This window comes from Enterocloster sp. 210928-DFI.2.20, from assembly GCF_020554465.1.
GTDB lineage: Bacteria > Bacillota > Clostridia > Lachnospirales > Lachnospiraceae > Enterocloster > Enterocloster bolteae.
In genome coordinates this window covers 53,655-70,610 of record NZ_JAJCHK010000012.1, presented here as the reverse complement: position 1 = coordinate 70,610, position 16,956 = coordinate 53,655, and the positions used below count along the sequence as shown (strand labels likewise).

Sequence of the window (16,956 nt, the reverse complement as noted above, 5' to 3'; positions counted from 1 at the left end):
CTTCAGTACTGCACAGGTAACTGTGATCAGAGCGCCTGACATCCCCGTCAGAAACACACCTGGTCTTAGCAGTATGCTGCAACCGCTTCCTTCACCATGCGGGCTGCTTCCTGTGCAATGGCAAGGTCGGATTCAATCAGCTGAGGCAGCGGTTCCCTGACCCCGCCCAGATCCAGGGACTCGTTGATGCGAAGCATCTCTTTAATCATACCGTACATATTGCCGTGTCCGGAGCACATCTTGTAGATAATGTCGTTGGCAGCATACTGTACCTTCATAGCCTCTTCCATCTTACCTGCCTTCACCAGCTCATCCATTTTCAGGAACAGCTCAGGCATCACGCCGTAGGTTCCGCCGATACCGGCCTCTGCTCCGATGACACGGCCGCTGATAAACTGCTCGTCCGGGCCATTGAAGATGATGTAGTCATCCCCGCCTGCCAGCTTGAACATCTGGATATCCTGCACAGGCATGGAGGAATTCTTTACACCGATGACCCTTGGGTTCTTCCTCATCTCGGCGAACAGGCTCTGTGTCAGGGCCACGCCTGCCAGCTGGGGGATATTGTAGATAATGAAATCCGTGTTGGGAGCTGCCTGGCTCATGGCATTCCAGTAGGCGGCAATTGCATACTCCGGCAGATGGAAGTAGATGGGCGGGATGGATGCGATGGCGTCAACGCCCAGGCTCTCTGCATGCTTTGCCAGCTCCACGCTGTCCTTGGTATTATTGCAGCCCACATGTGCGATGACGGTCAGCCTGCCCTTGGCAGCTGCCATTACATTTTCCAGTGTAATCTTGCGGTCTTCCAGGCTCTGGTAGATGCACTCTCCTGAAGATCCATTTACATAAACGCCCTTAACGCCTTTTCTGATATGGTACTCAGTCAGAGCCCTTACCCTCTCCGGGCTCACATTTCCCTCTGCGTCGTAGCATGCGTAAAATGCAGGAATAACACCTTTATACTTTTCTAAGTTTGCCATAATCTTACTTCTCCTTTCAATGACCCGTTGGGTCCCCTTTATAATGAAATGGTTAACATGTTTGTACTAATCCAGCGCCTCTGCAAAAGACTTTGTTATCAGCTGGGGCCTGGTGATAATGGAACCCACCACCACACTGAAGGCCCCCAGTTCAATAACCCTCTTCGCCTTTTCCGGCGTGTTGATGTTTCCCTCCGCAATGACACGGTGTTTCACCTTTTCCACAATCTGGCGGATGATTTCAAAATCGTTGGATTCAATTTTAAGGTCTCTGCTCTGGTCCGTATAGCCCACCAGTGTGGTCCCGATAAAGTCAAATCCCAGCTGGTCTGCGTGAAGGGCTTCCTCCACTGTAGAGCAGTCCGCCATCAGCAGCTGTTCCGGATAGCTTTTCCGGATTTCCCTGTAAAATTCATCCAGGGTCCTGCCGCCCGGCCTCAGGCTGTGGGTAGCGTCCAGCGCTATGATATCAGGTTTGACTTCCATCAGCTCGTTGATTTCCTTCATGGTAGGCGTAATGTATACCTTGCTGTCCTCATAGTCACGTTTCACGATGCCGATGACAGGCAGGTCAACCCGGGCCTGGATTTCAGCGATATCCTCCTTGGTATTGGCACGTATTCCGTACGCTCCGCCCTCCTTGGCAGCCAGTGCCATCCGGCCCATGATAAAGGACGAATGAAGCGGCTCATGGGGCAGGGCCTGGCAGGATACAATCAGCTTCCCTTTCAGGCTCTCTACTTTTTCGTTCATATGAGTTCCTCCTTGTTATGAATGCCTGGCAGCCTTGTTCCGGCTGCTCATCTCTTGTAGCTTTAGTATAACAGGTTTGATTTTATTTTCAATAGCACTTAGATGTTCAGAAAGTTCTTTCACTTTTTTTAAATCAGGGCGCCATATTACACAAGTTTTTGTCAGGTGATTTATATATTATGCACAATAAAACGTTCTTTGTTTCTTCATAAATGCAAAAAAAGGAAGCCTACAAGGCTTCCTGACATCGATCCCGGTACTGGGCCGGCGTTTCCTGGGTATGTTTTTTGAAAAACTTGGAAAAATAGTTGGGGTCCTCGATGCCCACGCTGCGGGCCACCTCATAAATTCTCAAATCCGTTCCCTTCAGAAGCTTTTTGGCTGCCTCGATGCGGATGGATACCAGATAGTCCATGAAGTTGATTCCCATAACACACTTGAAGGTCCTGCTGAGATACGAGTTGTTGATATAGTTGATCTTTGATATCTTAGCCAGCGACAGAGTGGAATCATCCATATGCTCGTTCATGTACTGGACAATCCGGTGGACCAGCATGGTGTTTTTCTTGTTCATGTACTCTTCAATCTGGCAGACCGTAAAGTCTGTAAACTGGCTGATATACTTCTCAATCTCCTCTGCCCCGGTGAGACGGAGTATCTTCTCATAGGGCAGATGGTCCGTGCTGTATATCTCTATGTAAGGAATTCCATTGTCGCTCAGGGTGGACAGGGTCACATTGACAATGGAATAAGATATAACAAGATAATCCGAAAGGCTGCTCTGCGGCAGGCCCTTAAGTGTCCCGTAGGCCGTGCCCACCAGCTGCCTCACCTTGTCCCCGGAAGGTATCCCCAGATATAGGGGCAGCTCCTCTGTCAGGGTCTGGATCAGCTCCTGGAGGCCTCCCATATCGGATTCCCTGCCCGATGAAAGAAATGCCTGGTTGTGGCTGTAGCTGGCAATCATGGCATTCTTATATGCCTGCTTGTAGCTGTAGCGGATCTCCTCCAGGGAATCCACCGGATTTCCGCAGCCCGCATAGATTCCCATGGACAGCTTTTCTTTAATCAGTACGGTAAAATGGGCGCCGTAGGACATGAGGCTGATTTTCTTATTCTGGCTCAGGAGAATCAGGTTCTGGTGTATGTCCTTTAGCAGCAGCACATCCGTAAGGCGGCTTACCGCCGGGGACAGCACCTCCATGCACTGCTGCCTTCTCAGCTCGTCCTCCTCCGGGTCATTGTGTTTCTCCGGCATCAGCACCATTACATTGTAGTGCCCTGTATCCCTTCTCAGAGGAATATCATAGTAGCGTATGGTACCCCACAGGCTTTCCTGGTCCACCTTATTCAAAAGCAGGTTGTTGAGGAAATTCTGGACAATCAGCGTCCTGGACTCCGCAATCCTGCTTTTAAGCCCCTCAAACTCAAAAATAGCTCTGCGCTCCTCCATGATATCGGTCCGCACATCCTTCATGACCTCAATCAGTTCCGCCCTCCGTATGGGCTTTAACAGGAAACTCTTGATGCCCAGCTCCACGGATTTCTGCGCGTACTGGAACAGGTCATGGGCCGTCAGAACGATGACCACGATCTGCGGATACTCCTCCGCCAGCATCTGGGCAAATTCCAGGCCGTTGATATAGGGCATCTCAATGTCCGTGATAACCACGTCAGGATGCTCCTCTTCTATCAGTTCCATGGCCTGGTTGGCGCTGGCCGCGTCCTCCACCGGCTCATAGCCGATGGACTGCCAGTCCACAAAAACCCTGAGAAGTTTCCTGGTTTTCTCCTCATCATCCACAAACATCACTTTTAACAGCTGGTCATATCCAGTCTCCATGGTCCTCTTCTCCCCCGCAGGTCACCGGCAGAAGGAAGGTGATTTCCGTTCCTCCCTCCGGCACGCTTCTAATCTGGTAAGACGCCTGTTCACCGTATATCAGTACGATTCTCTGTATGGTGCCAATCAGGCCAATCCCGGTTCCCGACACGTCAATATCAATATTCCATATTTTATGGTAGTCCTGAAGTTTTGACAGGGCGGAAGCATCTATGCCCACTCCGTTGTCCCGCACCTGTATTTTCATCCGGCCGCCCTCCTCCGGTCCAATCCGGATGCGGATATGCCCGTTTCCGCCCATTGGCTTAATCCCGTGGTACACGGCATTCTCCACTAACGGCTGGAGAATCAGGTGGGGCACCAGAACCCTGAGGCAGCTCTCATCCACCTGGTACTCCACATCGAACAAATCCCCGTACCTGAGCCTCAAAAGCTTTACATAATCGTTTACAATGGCTGTCTCCTTTTCAACGGTTATCATCTGGTCCCCCTGGCTCAGGCTCTGCCTGTAAAAGCTCCCCAATGTCTCTATGGCCTCATAGGTCTGGGACGGCTCCTCCGTCAAGGCCATATAGCCGATAGCATCCAGGGTGTTGTAGAGAAAATGAGGCTTTACCTGCTCAAACAACGCGTGCAGCTCCGCCTTTTCCTTGATTTTCTGCTCCTCCACCAGCCTGGACAGCAGGGATGATATCTCGTCCACCATGTTATTGTAATTCGTCTGTAAAATCCCAATCTCGCTTTTGGGGTATTTGACAGGTATCTTCCTGAAATTCCGGTCCTTTACCGTATTCATCATTCCAATCAGCGCATAGATGGGATTGGATATGGACTTGGATATGTAAAGGGAGCCGAAAAGCATCAGCACCACATTCACCAGAAAAATAAGGGTGGCGATCAGGAACAGGTCCTTAAAAGCGCTGCGGTTCACCTGACTGGGTATCCTGGCAATCAGGTGCCATCCATAGTCCGGCAGGTAAAGGGAAGTGGTATGCTCCCCATCCCCCTTGCGGCTTACCAGAAGTTTTTCCTCATCACTGCTTCCGGCCGGCGTTTTAAGGAAATCCTGGTATTCAAATCCGGGCGTACCCGCAATCAGGTTTCCATCCTGGTCCATAATCCCTATCATGGCCTGGCTTCCATAAGCAGCCGCGCTGCAGATTTCCGCTATGGCGTCTGTGGGAATATTCATAATAATGAATCCCTGGGGCTTCTGGGTCTCCAGACTGTTGATGGTCCGGATGACAGACACAAACCTGGAATTGTATCTTTTATAGAAAATGCCTCCTGCCTCATACTCCAGTATATAGCTCCCCCCTGCTTCCAGGGCTTTCCTGTACCACGGACATTTCAATGTGGAATCCACGCTGAGCCGCTTCATGTCATGCTTGTCCACGCCGTACAGGTGCGCCGAAAAATCCAGAAGATAGATGGACTCCAGATAATGGTTGCTGTCAAGAGCGGTAAACAGCATGTTGTCATATGTTTTTCTGTCCTCCGGCCTGGGAAGATGGTTCACCACATCCAGGGTGCCTCCTTTTAACAGCATATTGAAATCATCGTTCACATTAAGGACCATCTCATCCAGATTGTTTCTGACCCCAGTGACCATCTGCACCGATGACTGCTCTATCATGGAGTCCTCCTGCTTCCTGGCAGCCCACGAATACAGGGAATAGGTCAGAAAAAAGCTGATGAGGAAAAATATCACGAACACGGCCATGATTCTGCGTGAAATATGTTCATGGAACAGCCAGTCCCAGGCCCCTTTTACATTCTCACATAACCCTTTCATATACATCCCCATAACCGGCTCATGCCGGACCTGGGACCGGTGTTATCCGGCCCTATGTCCAGCACAGCGCAAGTCTCTCAAGTATTTTATTTACCTGTTCCCCTGAGGTCCCCATGTTCAGCCTGAACCAGCCTCTGCCGGCCTCCTTGAAATGGGTTCCCATAAGCGGTATCAAATGGCCCTTTTCTTCCAGCAGCCGTCTCATGTCCTCCTCGGATAAACCGGTGCGTCCGTATCCAATCCACATAAGATAGGTGCCGTCAGGCACATAGGCATCCAGCCAGGGCAGTTCCCTGTTTATGAACTCCTGGGCAGTCTTTATGTTTTCATAGACCTGCGCCCGCATCCGGTCCACCCACTCCCCGCATTCCCGGTAAGCAGGTTTAAGGATATCGGCCGCGAACACATTAGGGTTGTGAAGCCCCCACCGGTCTATGGTTTCCTCCATGGCCCGCCGCATTTCGGGATTAGGGAGAATGACACTGGAAAAAATCAGTCCGGGGATATTCAGGGTTTTTGTCAGGGAATTGAACACAATAACCTTTTCCTGCTCCGGATTATGGTACATCGTTAAAAGCGGCTTATACACATGGCCCGGCCACACAAAATCCCCGTGTATGTCATCTGACAGCAGAAGCAGGTTATGGCGTTTGCAGAAGGCGGTGACCCCTGACAGTTCTTCATCCGTCCACACCCTTCCGGTGGGATTGTGGGGATTGCAGAGGATATATGCCCTGGTTTTCTGGTCCGCCAGCCTTTCCAGACCGTCAAAATCAATGGTGAAACGCCCATTTTTAAGAATCAGGGGACTTTCCTTCAGATTCCGGCCCCATTTTTCTACTGCCCCTGTCAGCGCAGGATAGGCGGGTGTATTGACGATAATGGAATCTCCCGGCTCTGTGAAGGTGTCCACCGCCATGTTAAGGGCCATGTTGATCCTGGGAGAGAACAGCACCCATTCCTGCTTTACCTCACAGTGATACCGCTCACGCATCCAGTCTGAAACCAGTTTCTCATAACCGTCCGGCAGTTCGGTATAACCAAAAACCCCATGGTCCAGCCTGCGTTTCATGGCTTCTAAAACCGGATCCGGCGGCGCCAGGTCCATATCCGCCACCCCGCAGTACAGATAATCGGGATTATCCCTGTATTCCTGTCTGTATTTTGCGCAAAGGGTGTCATGCCGGTCCGTTACATATCTCACTTCCATCCTGTTTCCCTCCTGTCATCTGTTTCCTCTTGCTTTAACCCGTTCATACGGCTTATAAATTCCTCCGGCATGATATCCCCGCGAAACAGGCATTCCAGGCTGTCCAGATATCTGGCCGCGTCGGTTCCTTCCAGGAGATTATCCCACCATATGGTATAGCTGGCGGCATGGTCCGTGTACTCATGAATCTCCTGCATAAGCGGGTTTAACTGGGCGTCACCCGTATCCACGTTGATATAGGGGAGGTCATTTGACTTGCATTTATAAAGCTCCACTGCCAGCCCCATGGCCATATACTCAGCCAAATCCACGGTAAGTTCCGGGTCCTTTGTACTGCTGCTCACTGCAAAAGCGCTGTCAGGCCCCCCTGTGAAATCATATATAGTGGATTTTCCTGACCCTGTCACCGGAAAGGGCGCGGCCTTCACCTTGCCCGCCACCCTGGATGACTCCCTGTAGACACGGGATGAAGTCCAGCTGCCGTTAAGATACATAGGCGCCTGACCCTGCATGAAAAGAGCCTCTGCCTCCTCCCTGAGCGCAGTGGCCGAGTCAGCCGTAAACGCCCCCATATCCACCAGCTGACGCAGTTTTCTGGCAGCTTCCAGGAAACCTGGGTCGCTGTAGTCCGTCCGCTTTGCTGCCGCATCCGCAACCTTTTCCGGCCCCACTTCCCGGAGCGCCAGAAGGTCATAATACATGGCAATGGTCCACGGCTCATTGCCTCCCACCGGCATAGGGGTTATGCCGTTGTCCACAAAAGTCTGGCATACCCGGATGAACTCATCCCAGGTCACAGGTATTTCCAGGCCATACCGGTCCATCATTTCCATGTTGTAATACACCATGGCCACAGAACTGTCCAGGGGCAGCGCATAGGTCCCGCCGTCAAACTGGATTCCCTTCATCATGGCATCGTTCAGATGGGACTGGAAATCATCACTGTAATACCGGCTCACCTCCAGCACCTTTCCCGCGTCCACCATGGGTTTTAAGAATTCATGGCTCCAGGTATAAAAGATGTCCGGAAGCTCATTGGCCGCGGCCGCGGCCTTAATCTTTGTCTTATAGCCTTCATTTTCAGCTGTATCCACTTCTATGGTAACATTAAATTTATCCTCTGCCTCCCTGGTCAGCTGCTCCATGATACGCGCGGCCTGGTCGTCATCACTTCCATAGATATGCCATAACCGTATGACCGGCCGCTCTCCCGGACTGTCCTTTGCAGGCGCCGTCATATCCACCCGGACATCCTCATCCTTTTCCGCCCTGCTGCATGCCCCCATTCCAAGAACTGCGGCCAAGACGCACATCCATATGGTTAAATGTCTCAAACCCTTCATACCTTCCCTCGCAGCATCTTTTTCCGGTACCTGCGTTATCCCTTTACAGCACCGGCCGTGGCGCCTTCCAGTATGCGTCTGGAACAGAGCACAAACATGATAAGTATTGGGATAACCGACAGAGCGACTCCGATATACACAGTTCCATAATCATTCTTATATACTCCCTGCATCTGCTGCACCAGAATGGGAAGTGTGAATTTGTCCTGGGAGAACAAAAGAATGGACGGCTTCACAAAGGCGTTCCAGGATTCCACAAAGGTGAAAATGGCCTGGGTTGCCACTCCCGGCATTATGATTGGAAAAATGATTTCGTTGAAAATACGGAACTCCCCGCATCCGTCTATGCGGGCGCTCTCGATCAGCTCATCCGGCACATAGGAATCAATGTACTGCCTGTTCCAGAATACCATGGCCGGCGGTGCAAAACAAGTGATAAGAAGGGCCGCGTAATTGTCCAGCATATGTATGTTGTTCATGAGCTGGAAATACCCGATGATTCCCAACTGGCCCGGAAGCATCATGGTAGCCAGCACCAGCCAGAATAACTGCTTGTTGTACTTAAATTTATACTTGGCAAAGCCGTAGGCTGTCAGCGCGCCCACGTAAACCGTAATCACCGTGCTGGCAAGGGAGATAAACAGGCTGTTGAGCAGCCCCCTCCATATATTTACATTGGCAGCCAGGTGTTGGTAATTGGTTTTTAAGGATTTTCCCGGCGTCATCTGGAAGGAGGTGGCCAGGGCGGCGTTGTCATGGGTGCAGTTGATAATCATGTTGTAAAAGGGCACGATGCAGATTAGTGCCAGCAGAACCAGGACCCCGTAGGTAATTGCCCGGAAAAACTTTGTCTTTACACTGTACTTCTTGAGTTCCTTTTTTTCCATTTAAAAATTCCTCTCCTTCCCTGCCGTATATTTCATAAATATCAGAGAAAATACGATGATGATGACAAACAGGCCGTACGAAATAGCGGAACCATATCCGTAATCATAATTCTGGAACGCGATGTTGTACATATACATGACCATGGTGAGGACAGATTTGCTGGGTCCTCCCGTGGCCCCCGCAAAGGTGAAGGGCAGATCGAAAAGCTGGAGTCCGCCTATGATGGATGTGACAAAGGCATAGGTCATGATATTGCGCAGCTGGGGCAGTACAATGTGGAAAAAGGTCTGGAATTTATTAGCACCGTCCACCTCGGCTGCCTCCATAATATCATAGGGTATGCCCTTGATTCCCGCGGTAAATATGATGGTATAATATCCAAAATACTGCCAGAACAGCACAAAGGCCACAATCAGCTGGGTAAACAGCCCGTTCATCTTCCAGTTAACCGGCTCCGCTATGATATGTAAGGCCATCAGAAGCTTGTTTACGCTTCCCGCCTTAAAGTCAAACAGCAGGCTGAACAGGACGCCCAGGGAAACTGCGGTTACGAGGTTTGGAAAATAAAAAATGGTTTTGAACAGGTTCCCGCCCCTGAACCGGTGCTGGTTCAGCAGAAAGGCCAGAATCAGGCCGAATATCATCTGGGGCGCCATGGCCAGCAGGGCGATGAACACTGTATTGAAAATAGATTTGAAAAACACCGCGTCATTTAAAAGACGCCTGTAGTTTGCCAGGCCGGTAAAGACAGGAGTCCCCAGGCCGTCCCAGCTGTGAAAGCTGAGTTTAAACGTGTACAGTATGGGATACAGTGTAAAACATAAAAATATAATAAAATAAGGCAGGATAAAAAGCAATCCCCGATTGCTCTTATCCAGGCTTCTCCTTTTTGAGGGCTGTATGCTCTTCCCCTTCTCCGTCATGAAATCCTCCCATCTGAAGGCAGGCCAAAGGCTTCTTTAAAGCCCTGCCCCTTCTTCCGTGAAACAGATGCAGGATATGAATTATCTCACACCCTGCATCCTCTGGTCATTTACAAATCCGGCAGCCGCACTCAGGTCTGCCGTGGTCCGGCATGTTCTAGTCAATTACTATCTCAGGATAGATGCGCTGCATATCCTCCTTGAATCCCTGGCATGCCTCCTCCGGAGTGGCGCCGCCGCCTGCCAGTAAATCCATCTGGGCAGTCATGCTGGTCCATGCCTGGCGGTCGTACTTGGTCATGGGGTCTGCCTTGACGTTCATTGCCGTGTCATAGAAGCTCTGGAAATACTGCTGGTCGCCTGTGACGATGTCCGTATGCCCCTCTTCGATACACTGCTCGATAGCCGGTATATATGCCGGGAAATCGCCTAACTGGCCGGCCAGGCCATTGACCAGGTAATCCTTGTCAGCTGTCATGGTCTTTACCCAGGCATAGGCAGCTTCCTTGTTCTTGGAACCAGAGTAAATGCCGTACCAGGTTCCTCCGTTCTGGTAAGGCGCGGGTGCCTCCATATAGCCCCATGTATCCGCTGCCTTCTCCATTTCTCCCTCCGGGATGCCCGGCTTGATGCAGAAGTTAAGGGCCCAGCTGGGAAGTCCGATCAGGATAAACATATCCTGGGAGTACATGCCTGAGGTCCAGCCTGCCGACCACTGGTCTGCCCTGGCATCCACATTGTTGTCAACCACGCGCTGCATCAGGTTGAGCTGCTCCATCAGGAAATCATCGGAGATGATATGGTTGTTCTCATCCACCCACGGAGCGCCTTTATAGGAACAGTAAATCTGCTCTACGGTCTCAATGTCGTCCAACAGTCCTATTTTGCCCCCGGATTTCTCATTCACCTGCTTGCCCACCTCGATGATGGAATCCCAGTCCTTTAACATCTCATGTAATTCTTCGGGATCATCTGTTCCCAGATATTCCCTTGCCAGAGCCTTTTTGTACCAGAAACCGCCTGGAGTAGCCTGGTAGGACAGCCCTCTTAAATTACCGCTGTTATCCCTTGAGAGCTCGTCCACATAGGGAATCATATCCTTGGAAAGAGCCTCTGCGTCGTAGCTCTCCGTACTCAGGTTCTCCAGCAGGTCGGTGTTCTTGTACATACCAAAGTCTGAAATTTCAAAGGTAGCCACGTCAGGCGCATTGGTGCCTGTGCGGAATGCGTTCTGGAGTTTTGTGCGGTACTCGTTGCCCGGCATGACAGTGACTGTCACCTTTACGCCGGGAACCCGCTTGTTGAATTCTTCCACATAGAAGTTCATCTCGCTCTGGCTTAAGTTGGTCCACACATTGATTTCCCCGGTGGCTCCGGACACGTCCACGCCGGCTGCGCCGCCAGCCTGGCCCGCTGCCTCTGTCTTTCCCTCTGCTGCCTGGGAGGATTCCTTACCGGAAGCCTCTGCCTTTTGCGCTGCTCCGGTGGGCGCGGATGCCGAAGAACCGCATCCTGCCAGCGTACCTGCTGCCAGGGCTGCTGCTGTCAATAAAGCTAATGGTCTTTTTCTCATGATAATTCCCCTTTCTATTCTGCATTCCGGGACATGTTCCCGAAATGTTGTTACCGTTATCCTGATACCTTGCTGTTTCCGTCCGGCTGTAGCACTAGCATGGCCGCAAATCAGTCTGTCCGTCCACCATGCACACAAACTCGCTGATCAGTTCAATACAGTCCCTGACATCCTTCAGGGAACACACTTCCGCCGGAGTATGCATATACCGCAGAGGCAGGTTCACCAGCGCTGCCGGCACACCGTGTCCGCTGATATGTATGGCGTCCGTATCTGTAAAGGTTCTTCCGGGCGTTATGACCGGCTGCGTGCGGATATCCAGCCGCCCGGCTGCCTGTTCCAGAATCCGGTTCATTACCGGATGTCCCATAATCCCCACACAGAGTCCGGGACCGCCTCCCAGGGCCACCCTGCCGCGTACCCCGTCATCCCCGCCCGGTCCATCGCTGGCAAAGGTCACATCCACCGCAACGGCCATGTTTGGCCTGATACCGGCGCCGGCCCAGGCCCCGCCGCTAAAGCCGGTTTCCTCTCCCACCGTTGTCACGGCATAGACTCCGTTTCTGCATTTCTTTTCCTTTGCCCGTCTTAAGGCTTCCATGACAATGAATGCGCCGGAGCGGTCATCCAGGGCCCTGGAGGTGATGCATTCCCCCAACAGGGGCCTCCAATCCGTATCAAACACCACACCGGACCCCACAGGCACATGCCTTCTGGCCGCCTCCCGGTTTCCGGCCCCGATGTCGATAACAAGGTCTGTATCAGACAATTCTTCCTTTTTCTGCAATTCCCCGGAACTTGCCACTGCCCCGTATACCAGGTCCTTTCCCGTGTCAATCCGCACCTTCTGTCCCAGATACATCCGCGGGGTAATTCCCCCCACTCTGGCTGCCCGCAGAAAACCTTTCTCTGTATGGTCCGTGACCATAAGTCCAATCTCATCTATGTGGCCTGCCAGCAAAATCTTAAAGCTGCTGTCCGGATTCAGTATGCCGGTCACATTGCCGTTTACCTCACGCCTAACCTCATCCGCAAAGCCTTCCATATACGCTGCTGCTGTTTTCTGGATATTCGTTTCCCTGCCCGATACTCCCTGGCAGGAGAGCAGCCGGTAAAAAAATTCCTGGTCCATAACTTCCCTCCATCTGAACACGTTTTAAATTATATCTTTTTTCAGCTCCGGTATGAATAAAATAAATTGATGGAAAACCGTATGATTTTGACTGATTTTCGCCCGGATTTTCTTTGCAGATGCCGGACAGGACAGGAAATGACGTTTAGAATGGACAGCTTTTACTATTTATAGTAATCTTTTTACCTTTCCGGGCAGCAAAAAAGCGGTTAGCAGGAAAACAGAGTATATATCTGCTTTCCCCTAATCCGCTCATAATGTACGGCAGGGTTCTAAAATCTTTTAATTTTCTTTGACGGCGTCTTCTCAAACTCCGTCTCCCTGACAATCAGGCTGTAAATTCGCTTATAGACCGGCATATCCTTGTTAAACCCGTCAATCAGTTCCTGTAGTTTTCCCTGGATATCCTTGATATGCTTTTTCTTCGCGTACTCGTAATCCGGGAAAATTTCCGCCTCTATTATCTTATCTTTTTCCCGGACCAGGATTTCCTTTACCAGTTCCGAGCGGCTCAGCTCGTTCTCCAGCTCCTCCGGGGATACATTCTCGCCGTTGGCAAGGATAATCAGGTTCTTGCGGCGGCCTGTGATATAGACGAAATTGTCCTCATCCACATACCCTAAGTCTCCGGTCTTAAGCCATCCGTCCTTCAGGGTCTCGGCCGTCTGCTCCGGCATCTTGTAATACCCCTGCATGACGCTGGATCCCCTTACCCAGATTTCTTCGTCCACCACCCTGGCCTCACAGTTGGGAAGAAGTTTTCCAACAGAACCCTTCTTATTCTCCCATTCCAGATTGGTGCTGATAACCGGCGAGCATTCCGTCATGCCGTAGCCCTGAAGGATGGTAATTCCGTATTCCCTGAAACGGTCTACGTAGTCCGGATCCAGGTAGGCCCCGCCGCTGCATATGATCCGCAGGCTGCCCCCAAAGGCGGCCTTTGCCACCATCTTTTTGGGAATCAGGCTTCCGGCATCCTTTAACTTTCCGTAGATAGACTCAATGACAAGGGGCACCAGCAGCACAATTTCCGGCTTGAACAGCTTCATATTGCGCTGTACATGCATAATGGAATCATTGATGCAGATAATCATTCCTATATAAAGCCCCTTTATGATATCCATGGTCAGACAGTAAACATGGTTGATGGGCAGCAGGGTCATGGACACGGTTCCCGCAGGTATCCTCATGTCCAGGCAGACCGCATTGTCCGTCAGGTTCCTGTGGCTCAGCATGACTCCCTTGCTCTTTCCGGTGGTGCCTGAGGTAAAGAGTATGGTGCAGAGCTGACCGCCGGCAAGCTCTGTCTCATATGTACCGGCATGTCCGGCTATCAGCCGGGACAGCGAAAGCACATCCCCCACCGTCTCCCGGGCCTGCATGGATACCACGTGCCTGATGCCCGGACATTTCCCGCGCACAACGCCTGCCACGTCAGAGCGCAGTTCATCGTACACCAGCATTTCTACATCCGCCCTGTTTAAGAGCTCACACACGGCTTCTACGGGAAGCTGCGCGTCGATGGGCACTGCCACGCTGCCGCTGTTCACGATTCCGAAATAGGTGGTAATCCACTGGTAGCTGGTAGTGCCTATGACCGCAATATGCTTTCCTTTCATCCCAAGGGCCTCCACGGCACGGCTTACAGCCATGGAATCCAGGTTTACCTCATTGTAGGACTTGTCAATGATTTCCTTCTTTACCTTGTACCGGAATGCTGTCTGCTCTCCATAAGCCTCTGCGCCGTGCCGTATTATATCCCTTAATGTCTCTGCTGCCATATCTGCCTCCTGCCTTTTCGGCCTACTCTGCCTGCAGGGACTGGATATAAGCCACTGCATCCTTCACGGTCTTTACATTGATCACTTCCCGTTCCTCTACCTCCACGTCGAATTTCTCCTCAATCTCCCCCACCATGCTCATGAAGTCATAGGAATTGAAGCCCAGGTCCTCAATGAACCGGGAATCCTCCTTAATAGTCTCCGGCGCCACATCCACATACTCACAGATGATCTCTTTTAAATCCTCAAACATATCTTTGTAATCCTCCTGCTTTTTTATTTCTTTTTTAATTCTCTTTCTTGATATTCTCTTTTTGTTATATTCCGTCTTTGTATCCGTCGCATCAGCTGTTCTGCTGTTTTACACCATCTCTATGATTTCCCCTACCGGGCGCTCCGGGTCTTCCACACCCCGGAATATGATTCTGCACAGGTAATAATAAATATACTCCAGCTTCTCCGGCGTCACCACGCCGGTCTGGTACTCAAAACCAAAGTCCAGGCCATTGTCCTCTGCCCTGTGGCTCACGGTGAGATACAGGGTGTGGGCAGCCACACCGTTGGAATAACGGGCAGTCTTATACTTGATATCGCCCAGCTTGTCCAGGCCGGGACCGTCATACTTCATGGCCAGGGGCTGATAGGTAAGGCTTAAGGGCTCATAGGTCTGCCCGTCCTTAAGCTTATAATAATCATGCCTGTAATTGAAATACTCCGACGGGCTGTAACCCGCATGGCGGAAATACTGGTTCTGGGCATCCCTTATTTTGAGCAGGCCCTCCATGAAGGTATCCTCCCTGGACACAATGGTCCTGAAGGGGAAACAGTGAATCCTGCTTCCGCCGCAGCGCTTCTCCGACAGGGTGGCCCGCCTGGAAATGGTGGTGGTGACGGAAACGTCGTCCTGGTCATTCTCCTTCTGGAGATAGGTCCGAAGGCCCATTAAGAGAAGGCAGGTCATGGAAATACCGTATTTCTCGCAAAAATCCAGCAGGCGTCTGGAAGGCTCCCCTTCCAGATGGAAGTTGGTGATATTTGCCTCCACATTATCAGATGTGTTGGTGGCTGCCCTCAGCTTCGGGTTGCGGGCAGCCTTTCTCTCCTCCAGCAGCTTCTTCGGACCGTAGATGTCCGTGAAAATGGGTTCGGAGGAAGCAATCAGTTCCTGGAAAAACTGCCTGTCTTTTTCACAGGCCCTGTTTCCGGCCTCGTAGGCCAAATCCTTTTCCAGCTGCCTGATATAGGAGGACATTTCCTTTGGATGTTCCACCTCGTCGTAAAACCTGCTGGCATACAGTTCAATCACATCCCGGAAAAACAGAATCAGGGACTGGGCATCCATGGTCATGTGGTCCACGCAGATGTAAAGCCCCTGGTACCCATCCGGCATTTTGATCATTACAATATGGTGCATGGGGGAATCGTACCGCTCAAAGGGAACCTCTGTCCACTCCCTGAGCTTTTGCTCCGCGTCCTCCTCCTTCCAGCCGGTAAAGTCAAAGTGTTCGATTTCCTTTGTCTCCTCCTTCACCACATACTGGTAGATGCTGCCCTCCTTGTCATGGGTAAAGCGCAGGCGCATGGTATCGCAGCGGGCAATGGCCTCCTGAATGCAGCTTTTAAGCACGTCCCAGTCTAAGTCCACCTGGATGGTCAGGCTGGATCCGATGTTTAACACCTGCTTCTTGGGGCAGTATTTCAGGCAGTAAAAGTGAAGCTTCTGCGCTGATGTCAGCGGGTATACCTTGTAGCCTTTCCTTGTCTTCATACTCTGTTCTCCTCTTTTCCGAAAACCCGGGCAATCAGTTCCTCAATTGCATGTTCATAGCGGTCCGTATCCTTATAGTAGGCCTCTGCGTGGCTGGCTCCGGGTATGACTAACAGCTCCTTGGGCGAGGCGCAGGCCCCGTACAGCTCATGTACCATGGAACAGGGCACAAAGGTGTCCCTGTCCCCATGGATGAACAGAATGGGAATACGGGCCTTCATTACCTCTTTCCTGGCATTGCATTCATCCAGGCCGTATCCGGCCTCACTCCTGGCCATGCGGTCCGCAATCTGCAGCACGGGAAAAGCCGGCATATGGTACATACTCCTCAGCACATGGCTGAACACTTCCCAGGCAGAGGTAAAGGCACAGTCTGACACAGCGGCCTTTACCTGCTCTGGAAGCTCCAGGCCCGTGGACATCAGCACGGTGGCGGCTCCCATGGAAATACCGTGAAGCATCAGCCCGCAGTCCTCTCCCAGCCGCTCCACCACATACTCCATCCACTGCAAGGCGTCATAGCGGTCCAGACAGCCAAACCCGATATAGGTGCCCTCGCTTTTGCCGTGAGCCCTCTCATCCACCACCATCAGGTTAAAGCCCTGGTTCAGATAAAATTTCGCAATGGATGTGTAGTCGTTGAGTCCTTCGCTGGTATAGCCGTGAAAGCACACCACTGCCCTCCTGGAACCTTCACAGCAAAAGAATGTGCCGTGGAGTCTGAGCCCGTCCCTGGATGTTATGTACACATCTTCCTGAGGCTGTCCTGCCAGCCATTCCCTGCTGGCGCGGATACCCGGAATATGAGCGTCCCAGTCCGTGCCCGCCATCTTCTGTGTCCTGTCCCGCTTTGCATTTCCCCGGACCACGGTCCGGTGGAAAAAATACCGCGCTATGCCGTATTCTCCCGCTGCTCCTGCTGCCGCCAGTCCCAGCATCCATCCTTTGATTCCCATATACCTCA

14 protein-coding genes are annotated in these 16,956 nt (G+C 51.6%); all 14 read right to left on the bottom strand.

Annotated features, from left to right (window positions below; all coding sequences use genetic code 11):
• Window positions 1-65 precede the first annotated feature (65 nt).
• The 14 genes from LI015_RS12735 to LI015_RS12670 all read right to left on the bottom strand — a co-directional run bounded on the left by LI015_RS12735 (window position 66) and on the right by LI015_RS12670 (window position 16,948).
• Window positions 66-983: a dihydrodipicolinate synthase family protein gene (locus tag LI015_RS12735; RefSeq protein WP_002568159.1), complete on the bottom strand. Its 918-nt coding sequence runs from the start codon at window positions 981-983 to the stop codon at window positions 66-68.
• 66 nt (window positions 984-1,049) lie between these two features.
• Window positions 1,050-1,736 (bottom strand): N-acetylmannosamine-6-phosphate 2-epimerase, encoded by a 687-nt coding sequence (locus tag LI015_RS12730; protein ID WP_227125264.1) that lies wholly within the window; start codon window positions 1,734-1,736, stop codon window positions 1,050-1,052.
• A gap of 229 nt (window positions 1,737-1,965) precedes the next feature.
• Complete coding sequence (locus LI015_RS12725) at window positions 1,966-3,579, bottom strand: response regulator (RefSeq protein ID WP_002568161.1); 1,614 nt, start codon at window positions 3,577-3,579, stop codon at window positions 1,966-1,968.
• Complete coding sequence (locus tag LI015_RS12720) at window positions 3,563-5,374, bottom strand: sensor histidine kinase (protein ID WP_227125261.1); 1,812 nt, start codon at window positions 5,372-5,374, stop codon at window positions 3,563-3,565. Before LI015_RS12720 ends, LI015_RS12725 begins: the two co-directional genes overlap by 17 nt.
• 52 nt (window positions 5,375-5,426) lie before the next feature.
• Window positions 5,427-6,584: a MalY/PatB family protein gene (locus LI015_RS12715; protein ID WP_002568163.1), complete on the bottom strand. Its 1,158-nt coding sequence runs from the start codon at window positions 6,582-6,584 to the stop codon at window positions 5,427-5,429.
• A complete protein-coding gene (locus LI015_RS12710) occupies window positions 6,575-7,927 on the bottom strand; it encodes an ABC transporter substrate-binding protein (protein ID WP_227125260.1) in 1,353 nt (450 codons plus the stop codon). Before LI015_RS12710 ends, LI015_RS12715 begins: the two co-directional genes overlap by 10 nt.
• Window positions 7,928-7,962: 35 nt before the next feature.
• A complete protein-coding gene (locus tag LI015_RS12705; RefSeq protein ID WP_002570196.1) occupies window positions 7,963-8,814 on the bottom strand; it encodes a carbohydrate ABC transporter permease in 852 nt (283 codons plus the stop codon).
• On the bottom strand, window positions 8,815-9,738 hold the full coding sequence (locus LI015_RS12700; protein WP_002568166.1) for a carbohydrate ABC transporter permease: 924 nt from the start codon (window positions 9,736-9,738) through the stop codon (window positions 8,815-8,817). It abuts the gene before it with no gap.
• 157 nt (window positions 9,739-9,895) lie between these two features.
• On the bottom strand, window positions 9,896-11,311 hold the full coding sequence (locus tag LI015_RS12695; protein WP_002568167.1) for an extracellular solute-binding protein: 1,416 nt from the start codon (window positions 11,309-11,311) through the stop codon (window positions 9,896-9,898).
• A 94-nt stretch (window positions 11,312-11,405) separates the two neighbouring features.
• On the bottom strand, window positions 11,406-12,443 hold the full coding sequence (locus tag LI015_RS12690) for a M20/M25/M40 family metallo-hydrolase (RefSeq protein WP_002570197.1): 1,038 nt from the start codon (window positions 12,441-12,443) through the stop codon (window positions 11,406-11,408).
• A 272-nt stretch (window positions 12,444-12,715) separates the two neighbouring features.
• Window positions 12,716-14,224, bottom strand: coding sequence for an AMP-dependent synthetase/ligase (locus LI015_RS12685; protein ID WP_227125258.1), 1,509 nt, complete (start codon window positions 14,222-14,224; stop codon window positions 12,716-12,718).
• Window positions 14,225-14,246: 22 nt separating this feature from the next.
• Window positions 14,247-14,477 carry an acyl carrier protein gene (locus tag LI015_RS12680; RefSeq protein ID WP_227125256.1) on the bottom strand — a complete coding sequence of 77 codons (231 nt, stop codon included), beginning with the start codon at window positions 14,475-14,477 and terminating at the stop codon, window positions 14,247-14,249.
• Window positions 14,478-14,585: 108 nt separating this feature from the next.
• A complete protein-coding gene (locus LI015_RS12675) occupies window positions 14,586-15,992 on the bottom strand; it encodes a condensation domain-containing protein (protein WP_118017401.1) in 1,407 nt (468 codons plus the stop codon).
• Complete coding sequence (locus tag LI015_RS12670) at window positions 15,989-16,948, bottom strand: alpha/beta hydrolase (protein ID WP_227125254.1); 960 nt, start codon at window positions 16,946-16,948, stop codon at window positions 15,989-15,991. The genes LI015_RS12675 and LI015_RS12670 overlap by 4 nt, the downstream gene beginning before the upstream one ends.
• Window positions 16,949-16,956: the final 8 nt, after the last annotated feature.

Bases quoted from the DNA above. Each gene is read 5' to 3' on its own strand.
- LI015_RS12735 (WP_002568159.1), bottom strand. From the start codon at position 983: ATGGCAAACTTAGAAAAGTATAAAGGTGTTATTCCTGCATTTTACGCA.
- LI015_RS12730 (WP_227125264.1), bottom strand. From the start codon at position 1,736: ATGAACGAAAAAGTAGAGAGCCTGAAAGGGAAGCTGATTGTATCCTGC.
- LI015_RS12725 (WP_002568161.1), bottom strand. From the start codon at position 3,579: ATGGAGACTGGATATGACCAGCTGTTAAAAGTGATGTTTGTGGATGAT.
- LI015_RS12720 (WP_227125261.1), bottom strand. From the start codon at position 5,374: ATGAAAGGGTTATGTGAGAATGTAAAAGGGGCCTGGGACTGGCTGTTC.
- LI015_RS12715 (WP_002568163.1), bottom strand. From the start codon at position 6,584: ATGGAAGTGAGATATGTAACGGACCGGCATGACACCCTTTGCGCAAAA.
- LI015_RS12710 (WP_227125260.1), bottom strand. From the start codon at position 7,927: ATGAAGGGTTTGAGACATTTAACCATATGGATGTGCGTCTTGGCCGCA.
- LI015_RS12705 (WP_002570196.1), bottom strand. From the start codon at position 8,814: ATGGAAAAAAAGGAACTCAAGAAGTACAGTGTAAAGACAAAGTTTTTC.
- LI015_RS12700 (WP_002568166.1), bottom strand. From the start codon at position 9,738: ATGACGGAGAAGGGGAAGAGCATACAGCCCTCAAAAAGGAGAAGCCTG.
- LI015_RS12695 (WP_002568167.1), bottom strand. From the start codon at position 11,311: ATGAGAAAAAGACCATTAGCTTTATTGACAGCAGCAGCCCTGGCAGCA.
- LI015_RS12690 (WP_002570197.1), bottom strand. From the start codon at position 12,443: ATGGACCAGGAATTTTTTTACCGGCTGCTCTCCTGCCAGGGAGTATCG.
- LI015_RS12685 (WP_227125258.1), bottom strand. From the start codon at position 14,224: ATGGCAGCAGAGACATTAAGGGATATAATACGGCACGGCGCAGAGGCT.
- LI015_RS12680 (WP_227125256.1), bottom strand. From the start codon at position 14,477: ATGTTTGAGGATTTAAAAGAGATCATCTGTGAGTATGTGGATGTGGCG.
- LI015_RS12675 (WP_118017401.1), bottom strand. From the start codon at position 15,992: ATGAAGACAAGGAAAGGCTACAAGGTATACCCGCTGACATCAGCGCAG.
- LI015_RS12670 (WP_227125254.1), bottom strand. From the start codon at position 16,948: ATGGGAATCAAAGGATGGATGCTGGGACTGGCGGCAGCAGGAGCAGCG.